Origin of the sequence: Nocardioides campestrisoli, assembly GCF_013624435.2 — a bacterium.
Classification (GTDB): Bacteria; Actinomycetota; Actinomycetes; order Propionibacteriales; family Nocardioidaceae; genus Nocardioides; species Nocardioides campestrisoli.
This window is the reverse complement of record NZ_CP061768.1, coordinates 3,170,615-3,192,226: the sequence shown is the minus strand read 5'-3', so window position 1 is coordinate 3,192,226 and position 21,612 is coordinate 3,170,615. Positions and strand designations below refer to the sequence as shown.

19 protein-coding genes and 2 pseudogenes are annotated in these 21,612 nt (G+C 72.7%); 17 read left to right on the top strand and 4 right to left on the bottom strand.

The genetic code is table 11. From position 1 onward, the window contains the following. The first annotated feature begins 3 nt into the window (after window positions 1-3). The 12 genes and pseudogenes from H8838_RS14930 (at window position 4) to H8838_RS14875 (ending at window position 11,049) form a co-directional block, all read left to right on the top strand. A complete protein-coding gene (locus H8838_RS14930) occupies window positions 4-1,440 on the top strand; it encodes an NAD(P)H-hydrate dehydratase (RefSeq protein WP_185994707.1) in 1,437 nt (478 codons plus the stop codon). Next, the gene (alr, locus tag H8838_RS14925; RefSeq protein WP_185994708.1) at window positions 1,433-2,599 is read left to right on the top strand and encodes an alanine racemase; all 1,167 of its coding nucleotides are present in this window, start codon (window positions 1,433-1,435) and stop codon (window positions 2,597-2,599) included. Before H8838_RS14930 ends, alr begins: the two co-directional genes overlap by 8 nt. Then, window positions 2,596-3,666, top strand: a complete 1,071-nt coding sequence (locus H8838_RS14920; RefSeq protein WP_224766159.1) for an alpha/beta fold hydrolase — start codon at window positions 2,596-2,598, stop codon at window positions 3,664-3,666. Before alr ends, H8838_RS14920 begins: the two co-directional genes overlap by 4 nt. Further along, window positions 3,663-4,571 carry a tRNA (adenosine(37)-N6)-threonylcarbamoyltransferase complex ATPase subunit type 1 TsaE gene (tsaE, locus tag H8838_RS14915; RefSeq protein WP_224766158.1) on the top strand — a complete coding sequence of 303 codons (909 nt, stop codon included), beginning with the start codon at window positions 3,663-3,665 and terminating at the stop codon, window positions 4,569-4,571. The genes H8838_RS14920 and tsaE overlap by 4 nt, the downstream gene beginning before the upstream one ends. 30 nt (window positions 4,572-4,601) lie before the next feature. Then, window positions 4,602-5,237 carry a tRNA (adenosine(37)-N6)-threonylcarbamoyltransferase complex dimerization subunit type 1 TsaB gene (gene tsaB, locus H8838_RS14910; RefSeq protein WP_185994709.1) on the top strand — a complete coding sequence of 212 codons (636 nt, stop codon included), beginning with the start codon at window positions 4,602-4,604 and terminating at the stop codon, window positions 5,235-5,237. Then, entirely contained in the window at window positions 5,234-5,719 is a 486-nt protein-coding gene (locus H8838_RS14905; RefSeq protein ID WP_185994710.1) for a GNAT family N-acetyltransferase, read from the top strand. Before tsaB ends, H8838_RS14905 begins: the two co-directional genes overlap by 4 nt. After that, complete coding sequence (gene tsaD, locus H8838_RS14900) at window positions 5,716-6,771, top strand: tRNA (adenosine(37)-N6)-threonylcarbamoyltransferase complex transferase subunit TsaD (protein WP_224766157.1); 1,056 nt, start codon at window positions 5,716-5,718, stop codon at window positions 6,769-6,771. Before H8838_RS14905 ends, tsaD begins: the two co-directional genes overlap by 4 nt. A gap of 303 nt (window positions 6,772-7,074) precedes the next feature. After that, window positions 7,075-7,179, top strand: a pseudogene (locus H8838_RS14895) (IS481 family transposase); the annotation flags it as partial. A gap of 75 nt (window positions 7,180-7,254) precedes the next feature. Further along, window positions 7,255-8,499: an IS21 family transposase gene (gene istA, locus H8838_RS14890; protein ID WP_185996702.1), complete on the top strand. Its 1,245-nt coding sequence runs from the start codon at window positions 7,255-7,257 to the stop codon at window positions 8,497-8,499. After that, window positions 8,499-9,317, top strand: coding sequence for an IS21-like element helper ATPase IstB (istB, locus tag H8838_RS14885; protein WP_185996701.1), 819 nt, complete (start codon window positions 8,499-8,501; stop codon window positions 9,315-9,317). The genes istA and istB overlap by 1 nt, the downstream gene beginning before the upstream one ends. Window positions 9,318-9,382: 65 nt before the next feature. Further along, window positions 9,383-10,288: pseudogene (locus H8838_RS14880) on the top strand (IS481 family transposase); the annotation flags it as partial. Between the two features lie 125 nt (window positions 10,289-10,413). Next, window positions 10,414-11,049 carry a hypothetical protein gene (locus H8838_RS14875; RefSeq protein ID WP_191465636.1) on the top strand — a complete coding sequence of 212 codons (636 nt, stop codon included), beginning with the start codon at window positions 10,414-10,416 and terminating at the stop codon, window positions 11,047-11,049. A gap of 67 nt (window positions 11,050-11,116) precedes the next feature. Here the strand turns inward: H8838_RS14875 and H8838_RS14870 are convergent, their stop codons facing one another. Both H8838_RS14870 and H8838_RS14865 read right to left on the bottom strand, forming a co-directional pair. After that, a complete protein-coding gene (locus H8838_RS14870) occupies window positions 11,117-12,655 on the bottom strand; it encodes a hypothetical protein (RefSeq protein WP_191465635.1) in 1,539 nt (512 codons plus the stop codon). Continuing rightward, a complete protein-coding gene (locus H8838_RS14865) occupies window positions 12,655-13,044 on the bottom strand; it encodes a hypothetical protein (RefSeq protein WP_185996530.1) in 390 nt (129 codons plus the stop codon). The genes H8838_RS14870 and H8838_RS14865 overlap by 1 nt, the downstream gene beginning before the upstream one ends. A 212-nt stretch (window positions 13,045-13,256) precedes the next feature. Here H8838_RS14865 and H8838_RS14860 point away from each other — a divergent pair, with 212 nt between their 5' ends. Then, window positions 13,257-13,865, top strand: coding sequence for a hypothetical protein (locus H8838_RS14860; protein WP_185996531.1), 609 nt, complete (start codon window positions 13,257-13,259; stop codon window positions 13,863-13,865). Between the two features lie 42 nt (window positions 13,866-13,907). On the opposite strand, the gene H8838_RS14855 is transcribed toward H8838_RS14860, so the two are convergent. After that, window positions 13,908-15,104 (bottom strand): class I SAM-dependent methyltransferase, encoded by a 1,197-nt coding sequence (locus H8838_RS14855; protein WP_185996532.1) that lies wholly within the window; start codon window positions 15,102-15,104, stop codon window positions 13,908-13,910. Between the two features lie 207 nt (window positions 15,105-15,311). Here H8838_RS14855 and groES point away from each other — a divergent pair, with 207 nt between their 5' ends. Both groES and groL read left to right on the top strand, forming a co-directional pair. Further along, entirely contained in the window at window positions 15,312-15,608 is a 297-nt protein-coding gene (gene groES, locus H8838_RS14850) for a co-chaperone GroES (RefSeq protein WP_181312401.1), read from the top strand. 94 nt (window positions 15,609-15,702) lie between these two features. Further along, window positions 15,703-17,325 carry a chaperonin GroEL gene (gene groL / locus H8838_RS14845; RefSeq protein ID WP_185996533.1) on the top strand — a complete coding sequence of 541 codons (1,623 nt, stop codon included), beginning with the start codon at window positions 15,703-15,705 and terminating at the stop codon, window positions 17,323-17,325. 69 nt (window positions 17,326-17,394) lie between these two features. Here groL and H8838_RS14840 read toward each other — a convergent pair whose 3' ends face one another. Then, complete coding sequence (locus tag H8838_RS14840; protein WP_181312136.1) at window positions 17,395-18,888, bottom strand: hypothetical protein; 1,494 nt, start codon at window positions 18,886-18,888, stop codon at window positions 17,395-17,397. Between the two features lie 83 nt (window positions 18,889-18,971). Here H8838_RS14840 and guaB point away from each other — a divergent pair, with 83 nt between their 5' ends. Both guaB and H8838_RS14830 read left to right on the top strand, forming a co-directional pair. Next, window positions 18,972-20,474 carry an IMP dehydrogenase gene (gene guaB, locus H8838_RS14835; protein ID WP_185996534.1) on the top strand — a complete coding sequence of 501 codons (1,503 nt, stop codon included), beginning with the start codon at window positions 18,972-18,974 and terminating at the stop codon, window positions 20,472-20,474. 13 nt (window positions 20,475-20,487) lie between these two features. Beyond that, on the top strand, window positions 20,488-21,594 hold the full coding sequence (locus tag H8838_RS14830; protein ID WP_181312138.1) for a GuaB3 family IMP dehydrogenase-related protein: 1,107 nt from the start codon (window positions 20,488-20,490) through the stop codon (window positions 21,592-21,594). Window positions 21,595-21,612 lie beyond the last annotated feature (18 nt).

The window sequence follows — 21,612 nt, the reverse complement described above, 5'->3', positions numbered from 1 at the left end:
CCGATGATCCGCGCGCACGAGGTCGCCCAGGTCCGCGAGGCCGAGGCGGTCCTGCTGGCCCGGCTGCCCGAGGGGGCGCTGATGGCCCGCGCCGCCACGGGTCTGGCCACCGCCCTGGTCGAGCTCCTCGGCGGCGCCTACGGCCGTCGTGTCGTGCTGCTGGTGGGCCCGGGAGACAACGGCGGGGACGCCCTGTGGGCGGGTGCGACCCTGGCCCGCCGGGGCGCCCAGGTCTGGGCGGTGCCGATGGCCGAGCGGATGCATCCGGCCGGGCTGGCCGCGCTGCTCGGTGCCGGCGGGCAGGTGGTCGATCCGGGTGCCCTGGGCGAGCGGCTCGAGGACGTGCGGGTGGACGTGGTGGTCGACGGCATCGTCGGGATCGGCGGCCGCCCGGGTCTGCGTGAGCCCGCGCCCGAGGTCCTGGAGCTCCTGGCCGGCGTCCCCGTGGTGGCGGTGGACGTGCCCTCCGGTGTCGACGTGGACACGGGGGAGACCCCGGGGCCGCACGTGCGCGCCGACCTCACGGTCACCTTCGGCACCGGCAAGCCGGCGCACCTGGTCGACCCGGCGGCCGCGGCGTGCGGGCAGGTCCGGCTGGTCGACCTGGGACTCGACCTGCCGGAGCCGGCGGTGGAGGCGCTGACAGCCACGGACGTGGCCGCGCTCCTGCCGGTGCCGGACCCGCAGGCGCAGAAGTACACCCGCGGGGTGGTGGGCGTCCGGGCCGGCTCCTCGGCGTACCCCGGTGCCGCGCTGCTGTGCGTGGCGGGCGCCGCGACCGGGCTGGCCGGCATGGTCAGGTACGTCGGGCCGGCCGCCGTCGCCGAGCGGGTCCGTCAGGCCCACCCCGAGGTCGTGGGGGCGGGGCGCGTCCAGGCCTGGTGCGTGGGATCGGGCGGGGATGACGAAGCGGCCGAGGCGCTCGCGGCCACGCTGGCCGACCGGGTGCCGGTGGTGGTGGACGCCGACGCGCTCGCCCACCTGCCCGAGAGCGCGGCCGACCTGCCGGCCGACGCCTCCTGGGTGCTCACCCCGCACGCGGGCGAGCTCGCCCGGATGCTGGGGTGCCGCCGCGAGCAGGTGGAGGCGGCGCCGTGGCGACACGCCCGGCAGGCCGCCCAGCGGTGGCAGGCCACCGTGCTGCTGAAGGGACGGAGCACCCTGGTCGTGACTCCCGACGGCCGGACCCGGAGCAGCTCCACCGGGACGCCGTGGCTGGCCACCGCCGGCGCCGGGGACGTGCTCACCGGCCTGGTGGGTGCCCTGCTCGCCGCCGGGTTGTCGCCGTACGACGCGGCCTCGGTGGGGGCCTGGCTGCACGGGGACGCGGCCACCCGGGCGTCGGCCGGCGGGCCGCTCCAGGCCGGTGCCGTCGCCCGCCACGTCCCGGAGTCGGTGCGTCGCCTCTTAGCCGGGGTGGGAGAATCTAGGCATGAGTGAGTCGACGGCCCCGGCACGGGCCGAGATCGTCGTCGACCTGGCCGCCGTCCACGACAACGTGGCGGCCCTGCGCGCGCACGTCGCGCCCGCCGCGTTCATGGCGGTGGTCAAGGCAGACGGCTACGGGCACGGGATGGTCGAGGTGGCCCGGGCGGCCCGCGAGGCAGGGGCCGACTGGCTGGGCGTCGCCACCCTGGACGAGGCGCGGGCCCTGCGCGCCGCCGGGGACGACGGACGGGTGCTGTGCTGGCTCGGGGTGCCCGGGGAGGTCTACGACGACCTGGTCGTCGGCGACGTCGACCTCTCGGCGTACTCCGTCGCCCAGCTCGACGAGATCCGTGCTGCCGCCTCCCGGGTGGGTCGGGCCGCGCGGGTCCAGCTCAAGATCGACACCGGCCTGGCCCGGGGCGGCGCGACGCCCGGCGAGTGGCCGGGCCTGGTGGCGGCGGCCCGGGACGCGGAGGAGGCCGGCGACCTGCGGGTCACCGGGATCTGGTCGCACCTGGTCGCCAGCGACGACCCCGACCACCCCGCCAACGCCGCCCAGGAGGCCGTCTTCGCCGAGGCGCTCGCGGTCGCGGAGACCGTCGGGCTGCAGCCCGAGGTGCGGCACCTGGCCAACTCGGCCGCCGCGCTGCTGCGCCCGGGCGCCCGCCACGACCTGGTCCGCTGCGGTCTGGCGATCTACGGGCTCGACCCTGCCCCGGGTGTCACCACGGAGCTGATGAGCGACCTGGGCCTGGTCCCGGCGATGACCGTGCAGGGCAGCCTGGTGCGGGTCAAGCCGGTGACGGCGGGGTCCGGGGTCTCCTACGGGCACACCTGGGTCGCCGAGCACGACACCACCCTCGGGCTGGTCCCGGTGGGGTACGCCGACGGGGTGCCGCGGGCGGCGAGCCCCGGCGCCGAGGTGTGGGTCGCCGGGCGGCGCCGCCCGCTGCGCGGCCGGGTCTGCATGGACCAGTTGCTGGTCGATCTGGGCGACGACGACGAGGTGGCCGCAGGCGAGCCGTTCGTGCTGCTCGGGCCCGGCACGAGGGGCGAGCCGACGGCGCAGGACTGGGCCGAGGCGATCGGGACGATCAGCTACGAGGTGGTCTCCGGACTGGGTGGCCGGCTCACCCGGCGCCACGTCTGCCGGAGCGGGGAGCCGGTGTGAGCCGCGGACGTCGGACCCTGGGACTGACCGCGGGCGCCCTGGGCGTCGCGGCCGCGGGCGGCGCGGCCGCCAAGCTGGCGCAGCAGCGGCGGGTGATGGCCCGGCGCGGTGCCGGGGAGGCGGTCGGTTTCGGCGAGCTGCGGTCCCCGGGGCTCAAGGTCGTCACCGACGACGGCATCGACCTGCACGTGGAGATCGACGAGCCGGACGCGCCGCCCGCTCCGGGCGAGCCTGACCTGACGGTCGTCTTCGTCCACGGCTACACCCTCACCCTGGACTCCTGGCACTTCCAGCGGGCCGCCTACCGCGGAGAGATCCGCACGGTCTTCTACGACCTGCGCTCGCACGGGCGGTCGGCCCGGGCCCCGGGGGAGAGCTGCACGATCGAGCAGCTCGGACGCGACCTGCGGCGGGTGATCGAGACCACCGCCCCCGGCCCGGTGATCGTGGTGGGTCACTCGATGGGCGGGATGAGCGTGATCTCGCTGGCCCAGCAGTTCCCCGAGCTCTTCGCCGACAAGGTCGTGGGCAGCGCGCTGATCGCCACCACGGCCGGCGGTCTGGACCCCGGCCGCATCATCTTCCCGATGGTGCCGCTGGGTCTCGGCGGCCGCGCGGTCAGCCGGGCCGTGCGCATCCTGGACCGCGGCCACCTGCTCGTCGACCGCCTGCGCGGGGCCGGTCACCGGTTCGCCCGAGTGGTGGCGGACCACTACTCCTTCGGCGCCGACGTGCCGCGCAGCTACGTCGACTTCGTCTACGGGATGATCGACGACACGCCGTTCGAAGTGGTCGCCGGTTTCTACCCGGCTTTCGCCACGCTCGACCACTTCGACCACCTCGAGGCGCTCGCCCAGGCCCCCTGCAGCATCGTCTGCGGCACCGAGGACCGGATGACGAGGATCGGGCACAGCCGCAAGCTGCACGCCCGGATCCATGGCTCGGACCTGTTCGAGGCCGTCGGCGCCGGGCACATGGTCATGCTGGAGAGCCACGACGAGGTCAACCGCGAGCTGGACGACCTGATCGCCCGTGCCTCCCTGCTGGCCAAGGAGCGCGAGGCGTGAGCGGGGCTCCGGACGGCCTGGCGGTGCGCCGGGTCGGGGCCCAGGCGGCCGCCGAGGTGCACGCGGTGGTGTCCGCGGCGTTCTCTGCCCGCCCGGCGCTGGACCCGCCCGCCGACGCGCTCGCCGAGACGCCGGAGTCCGTGGCGGCGAAGCTCGGCCGCGGCAGCGGCGTCCTGGCCACCCTCGACGGCCGTCCGGTGGGCGCGCTGGTCCTGGACCCCCGCGACGACGTCCTCTACCTGCGCAGGGTCGGGGTGGTCCCCGGTGAGCAGGGGCACGGGGTGGCCGCGGCGCTGCTGGCGCACGCCTGCGAGGCCGGCGCGGCCCAGCAGCAGGTGGCCGTGCTGGCCCGACCCGAGCTGCCGGCGACGGTGGCCTTCTGGGAGTCCCAGGGGTTCACTCAGCGACCGGTCGACCCGCCGTACGTCGAGCTGCGCCGCGACCTGCCGGTCATGCACACCGTCGTGGACGGGGAGCGGATGCAGGAGCTGGGCCGCCGGGTGGGCAGCCTGCTGGAGGCCGGCGACCTGGTGGTGCTCAGCGGCGAGCTGGGCGCGGGGAAGACGACGTTCACCCAGGGACTGGGCGAGGGGCTCGGGGTCCGCGGCGGCGTGACCTCGCCGACGTTCGTGATCGCCCGGGTCCACCCCTCGCTGGTGGACGGTCCGGACCTGGTCCACGTCGACGCCTACCGGCTCGGTGGGATCGCCGAGCTCGACGACCTCGACCTGGACACCTCGCTGGAGGACGCGGTCACGGTGGTGGAGTGGGGCGAGGGCCTGGCCGAGGTGCTGGCCGAGCGCCGGCTCGAGGTGCACATCTCCCGGGCGCTCGCCGACGAGGCGGAGCTTCGCGACGACGACCTCGACCCGCGCGAGGTGCGGCTGCGCTGGGTGCTGGGCTGAGACTGCGCCGCGGCGAGTAGCCTCGACGGCGTGCTCCTCGCGTTCGACACCGCCACGCCCCTGGTCACGGTCGCCCTCCACGACGGGGAGCAGGTCGTGGCCGAGCGGCTCTCCGAGACCCCGATGAAGCACGGCGAGCAGCTCGCCCCGCTGATCGAGGCGGTGCTGGCCGACGCGGGCGCGGACCGGCACGACCTGACCGCGATCGCGGTCGGCGCCGGTCCCGGTCCGTTCACCGGGCTGCGCGTCGGGCTGGTGACCGCACGCACCCTCGGCTACGTCCTGGAGGTCCCGGTCTACGCCGTCTGCACCCTCGACGTGCTCGCGGTCGAGGCGGCGGAGACCGGGGCCGTCGCGGGACGGTTCCTGGTCGCCACCGACGCACGCCGCAAGGAGGTCTACCTGGCCTCCTACGAGGACGGTGTGCGGGTGGAGGGACCGGTGGTGACCAAGCCGGCCGAGGTCGCCACCGACCTGCCCGTCGTGGGGGAGGGGCCGCGGCTCTACCCCGAGGCGTTCAGCTGCCCGGTCGGCCCGACCCGGCCCAGCGCCGGCTGGCTCGCCCGGGTGGTGACCGAGGAGCTCGCCGAGCTGCTCGACCCGGAGCCGCTCTACCTGCGCCGCCCCGACGCAGTCGCCCAGCACGCCCCCAAGCCCGTCTCGTGACCGGCGCGCAGCACCCCGCCCCCGGCGAGCTGCGCCCGCTCGGGAGCTCCGACCTGGCCGCGGTCGCGTCCCTGGACGCGGAGCTGTTCGAGGACGAGGCCTGGGGCGTGCAGGCCTGGGCGGAGCTGCTCGCGGGACCCGGCCGACGAGGCTGGGTCCTGGTCGGGCCCGACGGCCCGGCCGGCTACGCCCTGTCCGGGGCGGTGGGGGACTTCGCGGAGCTGCTGCGGCTCGGCGTACGACCCGCGTGTCGGCGCGCCGGGCTCGCCTCCTGGCTCCTCGACGCCGTCGTCGCGGCGGCGCTGGCGGACGGGGCCGAGCGGCTGCTGCTCGAGGTCAGCGCCGGGAACGCCGCTGGGCTGGGGCTCTACCGCGCCCGCGGGTTCGAGCAGATCGACGTACGGCCGCGCTACTACCGCGACGGCTCGGACGCGCTGGTGCTGGAGCGCCGGCTGGAAGCATCGGAGAGGATGGAGCCATGAGCTCGCTGACCGACGGACCGCTCGTGCTGGGCATCGAGACCTCGTGCGACGAGACCGGCATCGGGATCGTCCGCGGACACACCCTGCTGGCCGACGCGGTGGCCAGCAGCGTCGAGGAGCACGCCCGGTTCGGCGGCGTGGTGCCGGAGGTGGCGAGCCGCGCCCACCTGGAGGCGATGGTGCCGACCCTGGAGCGCGCCTGCGAGACCGCGGGGATCCGGCTCCAGGACGTGGACGCGATCGCGGTCACCAGCGGCCCCGGCCTGGCCGGCGCCCTGCTGGTCGGCGTCGCCGCCGCGAAGGCGCTGGCGCTGGGCCTGGGCAAGCCGCTGTACGGCGTCAACCACCTGGCCGCGCACGTGGCGGTCGACCAGCTCGAGCACGGCCCGCTCCCGGAGCCCTGCCTGGCGATGCTCGTCTCCGGCGGGCACTCGAGCCTGCTGAAGGTCGAGGACGTGACGGTCGGGGTGGACCCGCTGGGCGCCACGATCGACGACGCGGCGGGGGAGGCCTTCGACAAGGTCGCCCGGCTGCTGGGGCTGCCGTTCCCCGGAGGCCCGCACATCGACCGCGCCGCGGTGAGCGGCAACAGCGTCGCCATCGACTTCCCCCGCGGGTTGACGGCGCGGCGGGACCTCGAACGGCACCGGTTCGACTTCTCCTTCTCGGGGCTCAAGACCTCGGTCGCGCGCTGGGTCGAGGCCAAGCAGCGGGCGGGGGAGACGGTGGACGTGGCCGACGTCGCCGCCTCCTTCCAGGAGGCGGTCTGCGACGTCCTGACCCGCAAGGCGCTGGACGCCGCGGTGACCCACGGCATCGAGGACATCCTCATCGGCGGCGGCGTCGCGGCGAACTCGCGGCTGCGTGCCATGGCCGAGGAGCGCGCGGCGGCCAAGGGGATCCGGGTGCGGGTCCCGCGCCCCGGGCTGTGCACCGACAACGGTGCCATGGTCGCAGCGCTCGGTGCGGAGCTGGTGGCCCGCGGACGGGCAGCCTCGAGCCTGGACCTGCCGGCCGACTCGAGCCAGCCCATCACCACCGTCGTGGCCTGACGCGCGTCGGGATCAGGTCAGGACGCCGGGCGCGGTCCCCTCGTCGTCCAGCCACCCGCCCCGACCCGCCTCGACCCGCCACGTGCCGGCCCTGCGCGTCCTGCTGGCCGAGACCCCCGGATCCGCCGAGGACGACGCCGTCGCATCCCGCTCGGGGCGGGGGACCGCGTCCGCCTAGTTGTGATGCCCAGGCACGTTGGTCGAGATCGTGCGACGACACGATCTGATCTGTAGATGAACGAAGGCCTCCCCGGTGTGGAGTGGAGCTATCTAGGAACCGCTCCGCCACCGAAGGAGGCCTTCGTGTCCCACGCTACCCACTCCAACGCTGCCCTGACCCCGCGCGCCCGGCTTCGACTCGCACTTCTGATCGTCGACCACGGCTGGCCGCCGGCTCGCGCGGCCGAGCGTTTGTCGACGCTCCTCGAAATCTAGGCCAGTAGCGCTCTCCGAAAAGTAGGCCACCCGACCACGATGGATTGGGTGATGACAGTGGAGGACTGGGCTGAGATCCGGCGTCTGCATGCGCAGGAGCAGATGTCGATCCGGGCGATAGCCAGGCATCTGGGGATCGCCCGGGACACGGTCACGAGGGCGGTGAACTCCCCTGCCCCGCCGCGGTACGTCCGACCGAAGGCGCCCTCGGTGTTCGACGTCTACGAGCCGCGGGTGCGGGAACTGTTGAAGGAGTTCCCGACGATGCCGGCCTCAGTGCTGGCCGAACGGGTGGGCTGGCAAGGGTCGACGTCGTGGTTCCGCAAACAGGTCGCGGTGCTGCGGGTCGACTACGCACCCCGCGACCCTGCGGACCGGTTGGAGTACCGGCCCGGCGATCAGGCCCAGTGCGACCTGTGGTTCCCACCGGTCATGATCCCGCTGGGTCCAGGACAATCTGGTGCCCCGCCGGTGCTGGTGATCGTGTCCTCGTATTCCCGGTTCATCACCGCGACCATGCTGCCCTCGCGTACGACCGGTGACCTGCTGGCCGGCATGTGGGAGCTGTTGTTGACCCAGCTCGGTGCGGTGCCGCACAGGTTGATCTGGGACAACGAGGCAGGCATCGGGCGCCGGAACCGCTACGCCGAAGGGGTGGCCGGGTTCTGCGGCACCCTGGCCACCCGGATCGTGCAGCTCAAACCGTTCGACCCTGAGTCCAAGGGGATCGTGGAACGCGCCAATCGCTACCTGGAAACCTCGTTCCTGCCCGGGCGGACCTTCACCAGCCCCGCGGACTTCAACACCCAACTCACCGCCTGGCTCCCGGTCGCCAACGCCCGCACCGTGCGGCGACTCGGGGGCCGCCCCGCCGAGCTGGCAGCGATCGACCGGGCCGCGATGCTGGCTCTGCCCCCGATGCCACCCGCGACCGGGTTCCACACCCGGGTCCGGCTGCCACGCGACTACTACGTCCGGGTCGCCGGCAACGACTACTCCGTCGACCCGACCGTGATCGGACGGATGGTCGAGGTCCATGCCGACCTGTCCACCGTGCAGGTCACCTGCCAGGACCAGGTCGTGGCCAACCATGCCCGCAGCTGGGGCACTGCCGCGACCATCACCGACCCGGCCCACGTGGACACCGCTCGACGGATGCGTGAGGACTACGGGCGTCCGGCGGCACCGACCGGTAGTGACCTGCTGCGCGACCTGGCCGACTACGACACCGCCTTCGGTGTCGACCTGCCCGACCAGGGCGGACTGGACGACACCAACGGCGAGGTGGCCTGATGCCCACCAAGAAGAGCTCCGCCGCCGCGACGAGCGCGTCCGTGGAGTCGGTCAAGCAGATCGAGTATCTGTCCCGGGCGTTGAAGGCGCCCCGGATCCGGGAAGCCGCCACCCGGCTGGCCGACCAAGCGAGGGAGGCGTCCTGGACCCACGAGGAGTACTTGGCAGCGGTGCTGTCACGAGAGGTGTCGGCCCGCGACGCCGCCGGGGCAGAGCACCGCATCCGTGCCGCCGGGTTCCCCGGACGCAAGTCGCTCGAGGACTTCAACCTTGAGCACCAACCCGCCCTCAAACGTGACGTCGTGGCCCACCTGGCCACCGCGACGTTCATCGACGCCGCCCAGAACCTGGTGCTCCTCGGCCCGCCCGGGACCGGGAAAACCCACCTGGCCATCGGACTGGGCATCAAGGCCGCCCACGCCGGACACCGGGTGCTGTTCGCAACCGCCACCGACTGGGTCACCCGACTCCAAGAAGCCCACGCCACCGGACGACTCGGCAACGAGCTGGCCCGGCTACGCCGCTACGGGCTGATCATCGTCGACGAGGTCGGCTACATCCCCTTCGAGCAAGACGCCGCGAACCTCTTCTTCCAGCTCGTGTCCTCACGCTACGAACACGCCTCACTGATCCTGACCAGCAACCTGCCCTTCGCCCGCTGGGGCGACGTATTCGGCGACCAAGTCGTCGCCGCGGCCATGATCGACCGCATCGTCCACCACGCCGACGTCCTCACGCTGAAGGGCAGCTCCTACCGACTCAAGGACACCGGCATCGCGACACTTCCCTCAGCACGAGCCGAGAACACGGCACAATGACCAACACCGAAGTGGCCTAACTTCCAAAGAGCAGAACCGGCCCAACATTCGGGGAGCGTCGACAGCGTTACGACGTCTCGTGGCGAACCGCGAAGAAGTGGGCTGAGCGCTACCGCACCGAGGGCCCGGCCGGGATGGTCGACCGGTCCTCGGCGCCGCACCATCAGCCGAACCGGACCCCGGCCCCGGTGGTCCGCAAGATCGTGCACCTGCGGTGGAAGCAGCGGCTCGGCCCGGTCGAGATCGCCGACCGGCTCAACATGGCGTCCTCGACCGTGCACGCGGTACTGGTCCGCTGCCGTCTCAACCGGCTGACCCACATCGACCGCGCGACCGGGGAGCCGATCCGCCGCTACGAGCACCAGCGGCCCGGCGACCTGATCCACGTCGACGTCAAGAAGCTCGGCAAGGTCCCCGACGGCGGCGGCTGGCGTTACGTCGGGCGACAACAAGGCGGCAAGAACCGCGCCGCTACGGCCCTGCGAACAGGTGCCCCCAAGAGCAAGTACCACCAACCGCTGGTCGGGACCTGCTACCTGCACACCGTCATCGACGACCACTCGCGAGTCGCCTACGTCGAGGCCCACGACGACGAAACCAAGGAGACCGCCGCAGCCGTGCTGCGCAACGCCGTGGCCTGGTTCGCCGCACGTGGCGTGACGGTGCAACGGGTGCTGTCCGACAACGGCGGCGCCTACCGCTCCCACCTGTGGCGCGACACCTGCACGGAACTTCAGATCACTGCGAAGCGGACCCGCCCCTACCGTCCCCAGACCAACGGCAAGATCGAACGCTTCCACCGCACTCTCGTCGAGGGCTGGGCGTTCAAGAAGTTCTACAACTCCGAATCAGCCCGGCTCGCCGCTCTGCCAACATGGGTCCACGAGTACAACCATCACCGGCCCCACTCAGCGATCGGGAAAGCCGCACCCATCACCAGGTTGAACAACCTGCCTGGGCATCACACCTAGTGAGTGGAGTCACACCTCTTCCCGGGCCTTTCTACGACACAACGTAGTAGTTATCTACTACTGTCCGTAGTACTTGATCAGTCGACAGTGGGCCGGCCGGTCGGACGAAAAAGAGGAGAAGTGTGATGCGTGCGACGCTCGACAAGGTTCTGTCCGGGATCGGCCTGCTGCTGGCCGTGGTGCTGGTGGTGGCTGGTGGGTTGATGACCTGGGCCAACGTGTTCATCGGCAGCCAGGTCGAGGAGCAGTTCTCCGCCCAGGACATCGTGATGCCGACCCAGGAGGCCATCGACGGCCAGGTCGCCTCGGGTGGGATCACCGAGGAGAACGCCAAGGAGCTGGAGAAGTTCGCCGGGGAGAAGCTGGACAACGGTCCCGCGGCTCGGGCGTACGCCGACCACTACATCCTGGCGCACATGAACGGTTCTGGCGCGGCGCTCAACGACGGTGAGCCGGTCACCTACGAGGAGGCCTCGAGCATCGGTCGGGAGAAGATGGCTGCGGTCGCCGAGAACGCTGACGCCACCGAGGAGGAGGTCGCCGAGGCCCAGGCCTGGATGGACCTGCGGGAGTCGCTGTTCCAGGGCAACACCCTGCGTGGCCTGCTGCTCTACGGCTTCGCCTTCGCCACCATGGGCACCATCGCCGGCTACGCCGCGATCGCCGCCTACGTGGGAGCTGCACTGTTCCTGGTCCTGGGCCTGCTCGGTCTCGCCCACTCGCGCAAGGTCGCCCACGCGGAGGCACGCGCGGAGGCCTGAGCGGTCCGGAAGGTCGGCCCGTCCCCCTCGGGGACGGGCCGATCTGCATGTCCGGGTGGGGCAGGGGTCAGCCGAGGACCCCGGGCCCCGCCTCGTCGTCCAGCCAGTCCTGCTCGAACTCCATGGCGCTGGAGCTCGCGCCCTGCTCCTTGCCGGACCGGCGCCCTCCGGTGGCGCCGGCGGCCGAGGCGGTGCCGGTGCTCGCGCCGCGACCCGAGGACGCGTTGCTGCCGACGGCACCACGCGCACCGCCAGGAGCCCCGGCCGCCCGGCCCGTGCCCGCGGCGGCACCAGGGCGAGCCGCTGCGCCGGCCGCGCCGGCGCGTGTGCCGGAGCCGCCGACCGCACCTCGGGCGCCGGAGGTCGGAGCGCCGGTCCGCGCGCCCGACCCCGCCGCGCCGCGCGCGGCCGACCCAGCCCGCGAGGCCGCTCCCGGCGCGGAGCCGGCCCTGCCGGCGGCACCCGGGGTGGCCGCGGCGCGCGAGACGGCTCCCGCCGTACCGGCTCGGACGCTTGAGCCCGGCGCCGCGCCGGCCCTGCCGAGGGTGCCGCCAGCGGCGGCGCGGGCACCGGAGCCGATCGGTCGGACGTTGCTGGCGGCCGCACCCCGGGGTGCGGCTGCGCCGGCCGTGCCGGGTGCACCTCCTCCGGCGAGCACGGGCCCGGCGAGCGGGCCGGTTCCTGCGCCGGAGACGGCGCTACCGGCTGGCGGGGCTGCCGCGCCGGTGCTCGGAGGGGTGTACGACGGCACCGCGTTGCCGGACTGGGTCCCGCCGCCGACCCCGGTCTCGGGGGGCAGGCCTCCGGGCGTGGGGGCGGACGGCTCGGGGATCGGCAGGGGTGACCCGGGGCCCCCGGGCAGCGGGACTCCCGGAGCGGGCACGGGCGTCCCGGGGACGGGCTGACCGGGTACGGGCACGCCGGGCGTCGGAGTCGGCACGGGCGTCCCGGGGACCGGCTGGCCGGGGCCGGGGGCGACGACCTCCGTCGCCGACGGAGGGGCGCCGGGGGTCAGCGGAGGTGCCGCCGAGGGGGCTGCCGGTCCCTGGCCGCCGCCGCCCGGGTAGACCGGGTCGGGCTCGCCGTGGATCTCCTTCATGGTGCCGACGGACTGCTGGAACGCCTGCTCCAGAGCCTCCAGCGCCACCCGCGCCTTCTCCTCGTCGGCGGCCTCGGCCGCCTGGTACTGCGCGGCAGCGGTGTCGTAGTCCCGCTGGGCCGCGATGTCCTCGTCGGTCGGGGGCCCCGTCGTGGGGCGCGGCGGCACGGGCGCCGAACGCCCAGCGCCGGCTTGGAGCGAGTCGCTGATGGAGCGTGCGGTGGTCATCGCGTGCGCCACCGAGCCCAGGGTGGGAGCGGCGCTGGCGAGGATCTCGGCACGCTTGCCCATGTCCTCGGCGGCCTTCCGGAAGGCCTGGTCGATCGCCTCGCCGGTCTGGCCGCCGATCTCCTCCTTGGCCTGTGGCGAGGCGTTCTGCAGGGCGTGGCGCACCTGGTTGAGCAGTGTGGAGAGGGCGAGCCAGTCCTGCTCCACGCTGAGCGACTTGGCTTCCCGGGCGGTCTGGATTGCCTGCTTGAGGCGTGACCGGTGGTAGCGCGACACCATCAGGAGTCCTCCTCGGGCGCGGGCGTGCAGGCGTTGGTCCCGACGGTGTCGGTCTTCAGGTCGCCGCCGGTGGCGCAGGCGGCCGACTGCTCGATCATGGTCTGGATCGGCTTCAGCCGACCCGCTGCCTCCACCTCGTCCACGTCGACGACGTGCTGCTGGTGCTCCTTGATGCCGGTCTTGAAGCCGCGCAGGCCCGCGACCATGTCGACGATCGCCTGGACCACGTTGGCCTGGGCCTTCTCGGCGTGACGACCGAACTCGCCGCCCCACCAGGAGCCGCCGAAGTCGCTGCGGCTGATGTCGGTCGGCTGCTGCTGCTGCAGCTCGGCGGCATGGGTCTCGAGCATCTTGGTGATCTGGGCGATCGTGTCCTCGTCCATCTGCATGGCTCTGAGGGCGCCGATTGTCCCGATTCCGTCGATCAGCGGGATGGCTGGCATGACTTTTCTCCCCTTCGTGCCTGGTCGCCGGGGAGCGTGCCCACGTTCCGTCGCCCCCAAACCAGCGAATCTTGGCACGTTTACGGCGCCCCCGCTCGCGCCGGCCCGCGTCGGCCGGGTCGCTATCCTGTCGCCCTGATCTCGGAGGAGGGGTACCCGTGGGCCGATCCGTGCTGCGCACGATCCTGTCGTTGACCGTCCTGGCGTTCCTGGCGGGCTGCGCCCAGGACGAGGGGGCCGACGAGGGAGCCGGCGCCGGGGGAGGAGCGCCCGCGAGCGCGTCGCCCACGCCGAGCCCGGAGACCGAGGCGCCGGCGCCGTCGGCCTCGGTCGCCCCGGCCACCGGGAAGTACCTGGAGCTCGAGACCGGCAAGATGCGGGCACCCGAGGGGTGGACCCACGACGCGCTGATCAGCACCCAGATCTCGGCCAAGGACGTCGACAGCGTCAGCTGGGTGGCGATGGGGGAGATCCTCTTCGTCCGGGAGGCCCCGCTGGAGGAGATCGCCCGGGACGCGCTCTCCAGCCACAAGAACGTCTCGCCCCGGGTGCGCCGACTGCCCGACAGGACCCTCGACGGCGTGGAGGTCTACCACTTCGCCGGGATCAGGGACCGCGACGAAGTCGTCTGGTACGAGGAGTTCGGGGCGATGCACCAGGGGATGAAGCTCACGCTCTTCTTCCACCTCGACACGACGAAGTACACGACCAAGAAGGAGCGCGCCGAGTTCGTCGAGGGTGTGCTGGCCACCTTCGAGTGGGCCTGAGACGAGTGGGCCTGAGACGAGTGGGCCGGGTGGTCGCCGTGCTCAGAACGGACGCACCAGCAGCGCCCGGCCGACGCCGTCGATCCGGGTGAGCACGATCGTCGCCTCCTCGTCACCGGTCAGCGCCAGCCGCTTGCGCAGCTGCTCGGGCACCACGTCGACCCCGCGCTTCTTGATGGTCAGCGGGCCGACGTTGCGCTCGGCCAGGGCCGCCCGCAGCTGCTTCTCCCGGAACGGCAGTTCGTCGATCACGTAGTAGGCGCGCATGAACGGGCTCCGGAACGACTTGTCCGAGGTGACGTAGGCGATGTGCGGGTCCAGCAGCCCACCCTCCACCCCCGCGGCGACCGCGGTCACCAGGCCCGCCCGGATCACCGCGCCGTCCGGCTCGTAGAGGTGCTGCCCCAACGGGCGCACGGGCCGGTCCCGGCCGGCGTACGGGTCGTCCTCGGCGGTGAGCGAGGCCAGGCCGGCGCCGCTGATCACCGTGGCGCGGCGCGAGGTGGTGGCCAGGCCGGAGGACCACAGGGCGGCCTCCTTCACCTCACCCTCGTCGCTGACCCACTCCGCCTCGACACCCTCGGGCACCAGGGCGTGCGGGATCCCGGGCGCGACCTTGACGACCGCCCCCGACCCCTCCGGCCGGGCCAGCAGGGCGGTGACGAAGTCCCACGACGGGGTCCAGCCGTCCTGGTCGAAGATGCGTCCGCGGGCGCCGCGCCGGGCGGGGTCGGCGAAGACGGCGCCGAACGGGGCCAGGTCCATCCGGGTCGCGTCGGTGGCCATCGCGGCCCCCTCCAGGCCCAGGGCGGCCAGGTTGGCCTCGGCCATGGCGACCCGGACGGGGTCCAGGTCGACGCCGGCCGCCACCAGGCCGGCCCGGGCGAAGGCGATCAGGTCGCCGCCGATCCCGCACCCGAGGTCCACCACCGACGAGGGCTGCGCCGCGGCGAGCCGGGCGGCGCGGTGGTCCGCCACCCGGCGGCGGGTGGCCTGCTCCAGGGCGTCGGGGGAGAAGTACATCGAGACCGCGTCGGGGCCGAACTTCGGCACCGCGCGCACCCGCAGGGCGACCACGGTGAGCGCTGCGGCGGCCCGGTCGGGGTCGGACTCGACCCGGCGGACGGCGGCGGTGGCGCGCAGCGGGTCGGCACCGGCGTCGGCGTAGGCGTGGGTGGCCGTGTCGATCAGGCGCTGGCCGTCGTCGGTGAGCAGCCAGCGGAAGGTCTCGAGGTCCACGCCGCCATCCTGTCAGGAAGTCACCTGTCTGGCACTCGATCGGGGGGAGTGCTAACGTGGCCCTTGGCACTCTCGACCCGAGGGTGCCAGCATCTCGCAAGCGATCCGCGACCCCCGCGACGGCGCAGGTCAGGCGCGAGAGTCCCAGACAAAACTGAGTCCGCGCCCGCGGGCGCACGCTACGTGGAGAAAGTGGAGGTCGACAACGTGTCGGTCAACATCAAGCCCCTCGAGGACCGCATCGTCGTGCAGCCGCTCGACGCCGAGCAGACCACGGCCTCCGGCCTGGTCATCCCGGACACCGCCAAGGAGAAGCCCCAGGAGGGCGAGGTCGTGGCCGTGGGCCCCGGTCGGTTCAACGAGGGTGGCAGCGAGCGCATCCCCATGGACATCTCCGTGGGCGACAAGGTCATCTACAGCAAGTACGGCGGCACCGAGGTGAAGTACTCCGGCGGCGAGTACCTGATCCTCTCGGCCCGCGACGTGCTGGCCATCGTTTCCTGATCGTTCCCCGGTCCCGGACGACCACCGCCCCTCGCGCACGCCGTGTCGGTCGGTCGGTCGTCCGGGATTCGCTTTTTTCTGAGAAGGAGTCCACATGCCCAAGATCCTGGAGTTCGACGAGAGTGCTCGTCGCGCCCTCGAGCGCGGAGTCGACAAGCTTGCCAACACCGTCAAGGTGACGCTCGGCCCCAAGGGCCGCTACGTCGTCCTGGACAAGAAGTGGGGCGCGCCGACCATCACCAACGACGGTGTCACCGTCGCCCGTGAGATCGAGCTCGACGACCCGTTCGAGAACCTCGGTGCGCAGCTCACCAAGGAGGTCGCCACCAAGACCAACGACGTCGCCGGTGACGGCACCACGACCGCCACCGTGCTGGCCCAGGCGATGGTGCACGAGGGCCTGCGCGCCGTCGCCGCCGGCGCCAACCCGATGAGCCTCAAGCGCGGCATGGACGCGGCCGCCGAGGCCGTCGGCGACGCCCTGCGCGAGGCCGCCCGTGAGGTCGAGACCCGTGAGGACATGGCCTCGGTGGCCACGATCTCCAGCCGCGACGCCCACATCGGCGACCTCCTGGCCCAGGCCTTCGACAAGGTCGGCAAGGACGGCGTGATCACGGTCGAGGAGTCCAACACCATGGGCACCGAGCTGGAGTTCACCGAGGGCATGCAGTTCGACAAGGGCTACATCTCGGCCTACTTCGTCTCTGACCCCGAGCGGATGGAGGCCGTCCTCGACGACCCGTACATCCTGCTGCACCAGGGCAAGATCTCGGCGATCGCCGAGCTGCTCCCGCTGCTGGAGAAGGTCATCGCCGCGGGCAAGCCGCTCTTCATCCTCGCCGAGGACGTCGAGGGCGAGGCGCTCTCCACCCTGGTGGTCAACAAGATCCGCGGCACGTTCAACGCCGTCGCGGTCAAGAGCCCCGCGTTCGGCGACCGTCGCAAGGCGATGATGCAGGACATCGCGACCCTGACCGGCGGTCAGGTCGTGGCGCCCGAGGTCGGCCTCAAGCTCGACCAGGTCGGGCTCGAGGTGCTCGGCCAGGCGCGGCGCGTGGTGGTCACCAAGGACCACACCACGATCATCGACGGCGCCGGTGACTCCGGCGAGGTCGAGGCCCGGGTCAACCAGATCAAGGCCGAGATCGAGAACACCGACTCCGACTGGGACCGGGAGAAGCTCCAGGAGCGGCTCGCCAAGCTCGCCGGCGGTGTGTGCGTGATCAAGGTCGGCGCCCACACCGAGGTGGAGCTGAAGGAGAAGAAGCACCGGATCGAGGACGCGGTCTCCGCGACCCGTGCCGCGATCGAGGAGGGCATCGTCGCCGGGGGCGGCTCCGCCCTGGTGCACGCCGTCTCCGTCCTGGAGGACGGACTCGGCCTCACCGGTGACGAGGCGATGGGCGTGCGCGTGGTGCGCAAGGCCGCCGACGAGCCGCTGCGCTGGATCGCCGAGAACGGCGGGGTCAACGGCTACGTCGTCACCACCAAGGTCCGCGAGCTCGGGGTGGGCAACGGCTACAACGCCGCCACCGACGAGTACGGCGACCTGGTCGCCCAGGGCGTGCTGGACCCGGTCAAGGTGACCCGGTCCGCCCTGGTCAACGCGACCTCCATCGCGGGCATGCTGCTCACCACCGAGACCCTGGTGGTGGACAAGCCCGAGGAGGAGGACGACGCTCCGGCGGCCGGTCACGGCCACGGGCACGGTCACTGACCGCGTCTGACTCGTCAGCCGAACGGCCCGTCACCCCGAGGGGTGACGGGCCGTTCGTCGTCCCGGGCCTCAGCAGGCGGGCTGCGGGGTGGCCCGGTCTGCGCTCTTGAGCCGCCAGATGCGCTGGGCGTCCCCGCACTCCGGCACCACGTCGTCGTACTTCTCCCGGACCGCGGCGCGCAGGCGGGCGCCGGCCTCCTGGTTCCAGGCTCCGAAGTACGCCGCCTCGACCAGCCAGGTGGGGGCGTCGGGCCCCTCGACCAGCTCGGTGAGCTCGTCCAGGTCGGGGTCGAGCGTCCGCATCGGAAGGCTCCACAGGTGGGTGTACGGGGAGGACAGGCCGCTGGTGAGCTGGATGTCCGCCTGCCCGCCGTAGACGACCAGGGTGTCCCCGGGCTGGGAGACCTCGCCGATCGCCCGGCCGGTGTCGTCGGCGTGGATGCTGCTGATCCAGGCCGGGCTGAAGACCAGCCAGGCGACCATGCCCACGGTGCAGGAGAGCACCACGGCGCCCACGGCCGCCGGGATCACCGCGGACCCCGGGTCCAGGCTTCCGATCAGGGCCGAGGCTGCCAGCGCGGTGACCGGGATCAGGGCGAACAGGTAGTCCAGCCAGTAGCTGCCGCTGACCACCACCGCGAGGACGTCGTAGGCGCACATCGCCGCGATCGCCGCGGTCAGGGGAGCGTTGATCCGCCACTGGACCGGCAGCAGCGCCAGGAAGCAGGCGAGCACCGCGAAGATCCCGGTGAGCACGCCCACCGCGAGCAGGGCCCAGGCCCGGATCTCGGCGCTCTTGGAGGGTCGGGAGGAGAGCACCTCGCTGGCCTCGGCGCGGAAGGAGACCACCGTGTGCCACAGAGTGGCCAGGTCGACGCCCGCCCACTGCGCCCAGGCCACCGTGACCGCCGGGTGCAGGGCAGCCCCGAGCAGCCCGGCCAGCGCGAGCCGGGTGAAGACGCGGCCGCTGATCCGGCCGCTGAGCACGGAGCCGACCAGCAGGACCGCGGCGAAGACGAGCGCGCCCAGCAGGTTCTGCTTGAGGCCGACCGCCAGCGAGGCCAGGGCGCCGGCCAGCAGCGCGAGCCCCGCGGACTCCCGGCGCAGGGCCAGCAGGGCGAGCCAGCAGCCGGCCATCACGAAGGGGATGCCCAGCAGCTCGCCCTTCACGTGCACCGGGTCGATGAGCGGGGTCGAGGTGGCCGCCGCCACGCAGACGGCGACCCAGGCCGGTGCCCGGCGCCCCGCGATCAGCCGCGCGCAGGCCGCTGCGGTGAGGACCAGCACGGCGCAGGACAGGGCCCCGAGCAGGCGTACGGCGGTGAGGCCGCCCACCGCGTCGGCCAGCCGGATCACCAGCAGCAGCAGCGGGGGCCGGTCCACGAAGTAGGGTCCGAACAGGCTGTCGGGCTGCGGGTCCCAGGTGCGGGCCACGATCAGGAACCCCGACTCGTCGGCGCCGGGCGGTCCGGTCAGGCCCGGGAGCCGGAGCAGGAAGGCCGCCAGGGCGATCGCGGCGACCACCCAGCGCGCGTCGGGGCGGGTCGTGCGAGCTGTCTGCATGTCTCCCTCGGGTGGCGTCCTGCTGAGGTCAGCATGCTGGTCTGGGGACATCGGGGTCAAAGCAGGCGACGTAGCATGGTGGCGTGGAGATCCCTGAGAAGTTCGCAAGCCTCGGCCTCACCTACGACGACGTGCTGCTCCTCCCCGGGGAGTCGGACCTGGCCCCGTCGGAGATCGACACCACGAGCCGGCTGACCCGGGAGATCTCGCTCAAGGTGCCGCTGGTCAGCGCCGCGATGGACACCGTGACGGAGTCGCGGATGGCGATCGCGATGGCGCGTGAGGGCGGCATGGGCGTGCTGCACCGCAACCTCTCGATCACCGACCAGGCCTACCAGGTCGACCTGGTCAAGCGGACCCAGACGGGCATCATCTCCAATCCCGTGACGATCGGCCCGGACGCCACCCTCGAGGACCTGGACCGCATCTGCGGGGAGTACCGGGTCTCGGGGCTGCCCGTGGTCGACCCCGACCAGCACCTGATCGGCATCATCACCAACCGCGACCTGCGTTTCACCCCGGTCGCCGAGTGGGCCACCACCAAGGTCGACGAGGTGATGACGCCGATGCCGCTGATCACCGGCCACGAAGGGATCAGCCGGGAGGAGGCCACCGCGCTGCTGCGCCAGCACAAGCGCGAGCGGCTCCCGCTGGTCGACGGCGACGGCCGGCTCGCCGGCCTGATCACGGTCAAGGACTTCGTGAAGTCCGAGCAGTTCCCGCACGCCTCCAAGGACGCGGACGGCCGGCTGCTCGTCGGTGCCGCCATCGGCTACTTCGGTGACGCCTGGGAGCGGGCGACCACGCTGGTCGAGGCCGGCGTCGACGTCCTGGTCGCCGACACCGCCCACGGCCACGTGCACCTGCTGCTCGACATGGTGCGCCGGCTCAAGAGCGACCCCGCCACCCGGCACGTGCAGGTGATCGGCGGCAACGTCGCCACCCGCGCCGGCGCCCAGGCGTTCGTCGACTCCGGCGCGGACGCGGTCAAGGTCGGGGTGGGCCCCGGGTCCATCTGCACCACCCGCGTCGTGACCGGTGTGGGCGTCCCGCAGGTCACCGCGGTGTACGAGGCCTCGCTGGCCGCGAAGCCCGCCGGCGTGCCGGTGATCGCCGACGGCGGCATGAAGCACTCCGGGGAGATCGCCAAGGCGCTGGTCGCCGGCGCCGACTCGGTGATGCTCGGCTCGCTGCTGGCCGGCTGCGAGGAGTCGCCCGGCGAGCTGGTCTTCGTCAACGGCAAGCAGTTCAAGTCCTACCGCGGCATGGGGTCGCTGGGCGCGATGTCGAGCCGGGGCAAGAAGTCCTACTCCAAGGACCGCTACTTCCAGGCCGAGGTCACCAGCGACGACCAGATCGTGCCGGAGGGCATCGAGGGCCAGGTCGCCTTCCGGGGCCCGCTGGGCGCCGTCTCCCACCAGCTGATCGGCGGGCTCGCCCAGTCGATGTTCTACGTGGGCGCGCGCACGGTGCCCGAGCTGCAGGAGAAGGGGCGGTTCGTCCGGATCACCTCGGCCTCGCTCAAGGAGAGCCACCCGCACGGCGTGCAGATGACCGTCGAGGCCCCCAACTACACCGGCATCTGAGAGGCTGCGACCCGTGACCGAGATCGAGATCGGCAAGAACAAGCGCGCCCGGCGCGCCTACGCCTTCGACGACGTGGCCATCGTCCCCTCCCGTCGCACCCGCGACCCCGAGGAGGTGAGCGTGGCCTGGCAGATCGACGCCTACCGCTTCGACCTGCCGGTGCTCGCGGCGCCGATGGACTCGGTGATGTCGCCGGAGACCGCCATCGCGTTCGGCCGCCTCGGTGGTCTGGGCGTGCTCAACCTCGAGGGCCTGTGGACCCGCTACGAGGACCCCACCCCGCTGCTGGAGGAGGTGGCCTCGCTGCGCGGCGCCGAGGGCACCGCCCGCATGCAGGAGATCTACACCGAGCCGGTCAAGGCCGAGCTGATCAGCGCCCGGCTGCACCAGATGCGGGACGCCGGGGTCACCGTCGCCGGCTCGCTCTCCCCGCAGCGGACCAAGGAGTTCGCCAAGACCGTGGTCGACGCCGGGGTCGACATGTTCGTGATCCGCGGCACCACGGTCTCCGCCGAGCACGTCTCCAGCCAGGCCGAGCCGCTCAACCTCAAGGAGTTCATCTACGAGCTCGACGTCCCGGTGATCGTCGGCGGCTGCGCGACGTACCAGGCGGCGCTGCACCTGATGCGCACCGGTGCGGCCGGCGTGCTGGTCGGCTTCGGCGGCGGCGCCGCCCACACCACCCGCACGGTCCTGGGCATCGCGGTGCCGATGGCCAGCGCGGTGGCCGACGTGGCCGCCGCCCGCCGCGACTACCTCGACGAGTCCGGTGGCCGCTACGTGCACGTGATCGCCGACGGCTCGATCGGGCGCTCCGGCGACATCTCCAAGGCGATCGCCTGCGGCGCGGACGCGGTGATGATCGGCTCCCCGCTGGCCCGGGCCTCGGACGCGCCGGGGCGCGGGTTCCACTGGGGCACCGAGGCGCACCACGCCGAGCTGCCGCGCGGACAGCGGGTGGAGTTCGAGGCGGTCGGGACGCTGGAGGAGATCCTCTTCGGCCCCTCGCACGTCGCCGACGGCACGATGAACCTGATCGGCGCGCTCAAGCGGGCCATGGCCACCACCGGCTACACCGAGCTCAAGGAGTTCCAGCGCGTCGAAGTGGTCCTCGGCTGAGCCCTCGGGGGCCACGGG

Coding starts and splice junctions, on each gene's coding strand:
- H8838_RS14930 (WP_185994707.1), top strand. CDS start 4: ATGATCCGCGCGCACGAGGTCGCCCAGGTCCGCGAGGCCGAGGCGGTC.
- alr (WP_185994708.1), top strand. CDS start 1,433: ATGAGTGAGTCGACGGCCCCGGCACGGGCCGAGATCGTCGTCGACCTG.
- tsaD (WP_224766157.1), top strand. CDS start 5,716: ATGAGCTCGCTGACCGACGGACCGCTCGTGCTGGGCATCGAGACCTCG.
- istB (WP_185996701.1), top strand. CDS start 8,499: ATGCCCACCAAGAAGAGCTCCGCCGCCGCGACGAGCGCGTCCGTGGAG.
- H8838_RS14875 (WP_191465636.1), top strand. CDS start 10,414: ATGCGTGCGACGCTCGACAAGGTTCTGTCCGGGATCGGCCTGCTGCTG.
- H8838_RS14870 (WP_191465635.1), bottom strand. CDS start 12,655: ATGGTGTCGCGCTACCACCGGTCACGCCTCAAGCAGGCAATCCAGACC.
- H8838_RS14865 (WP_185996530.1), bottom strand. CDS start 13,044: ATGCAGATGGACGAGGACACGATCGCCCAGATCACCAAGATGCTCGAG.
- groL (WP_185996533.1), top strand. CDS start 15,703: ATGCCCAAGATCCTGGAGTTCGACGAGAGTGCTCGTCGCGCCCTCGAG.
- H8838_RS14840 (WP_181312136.1), bottom strand. CDS start 18,888: ATGCAGACAGCTCGCACGACCCGCCCCGACGCGCGCTGGGTGGTCGCC.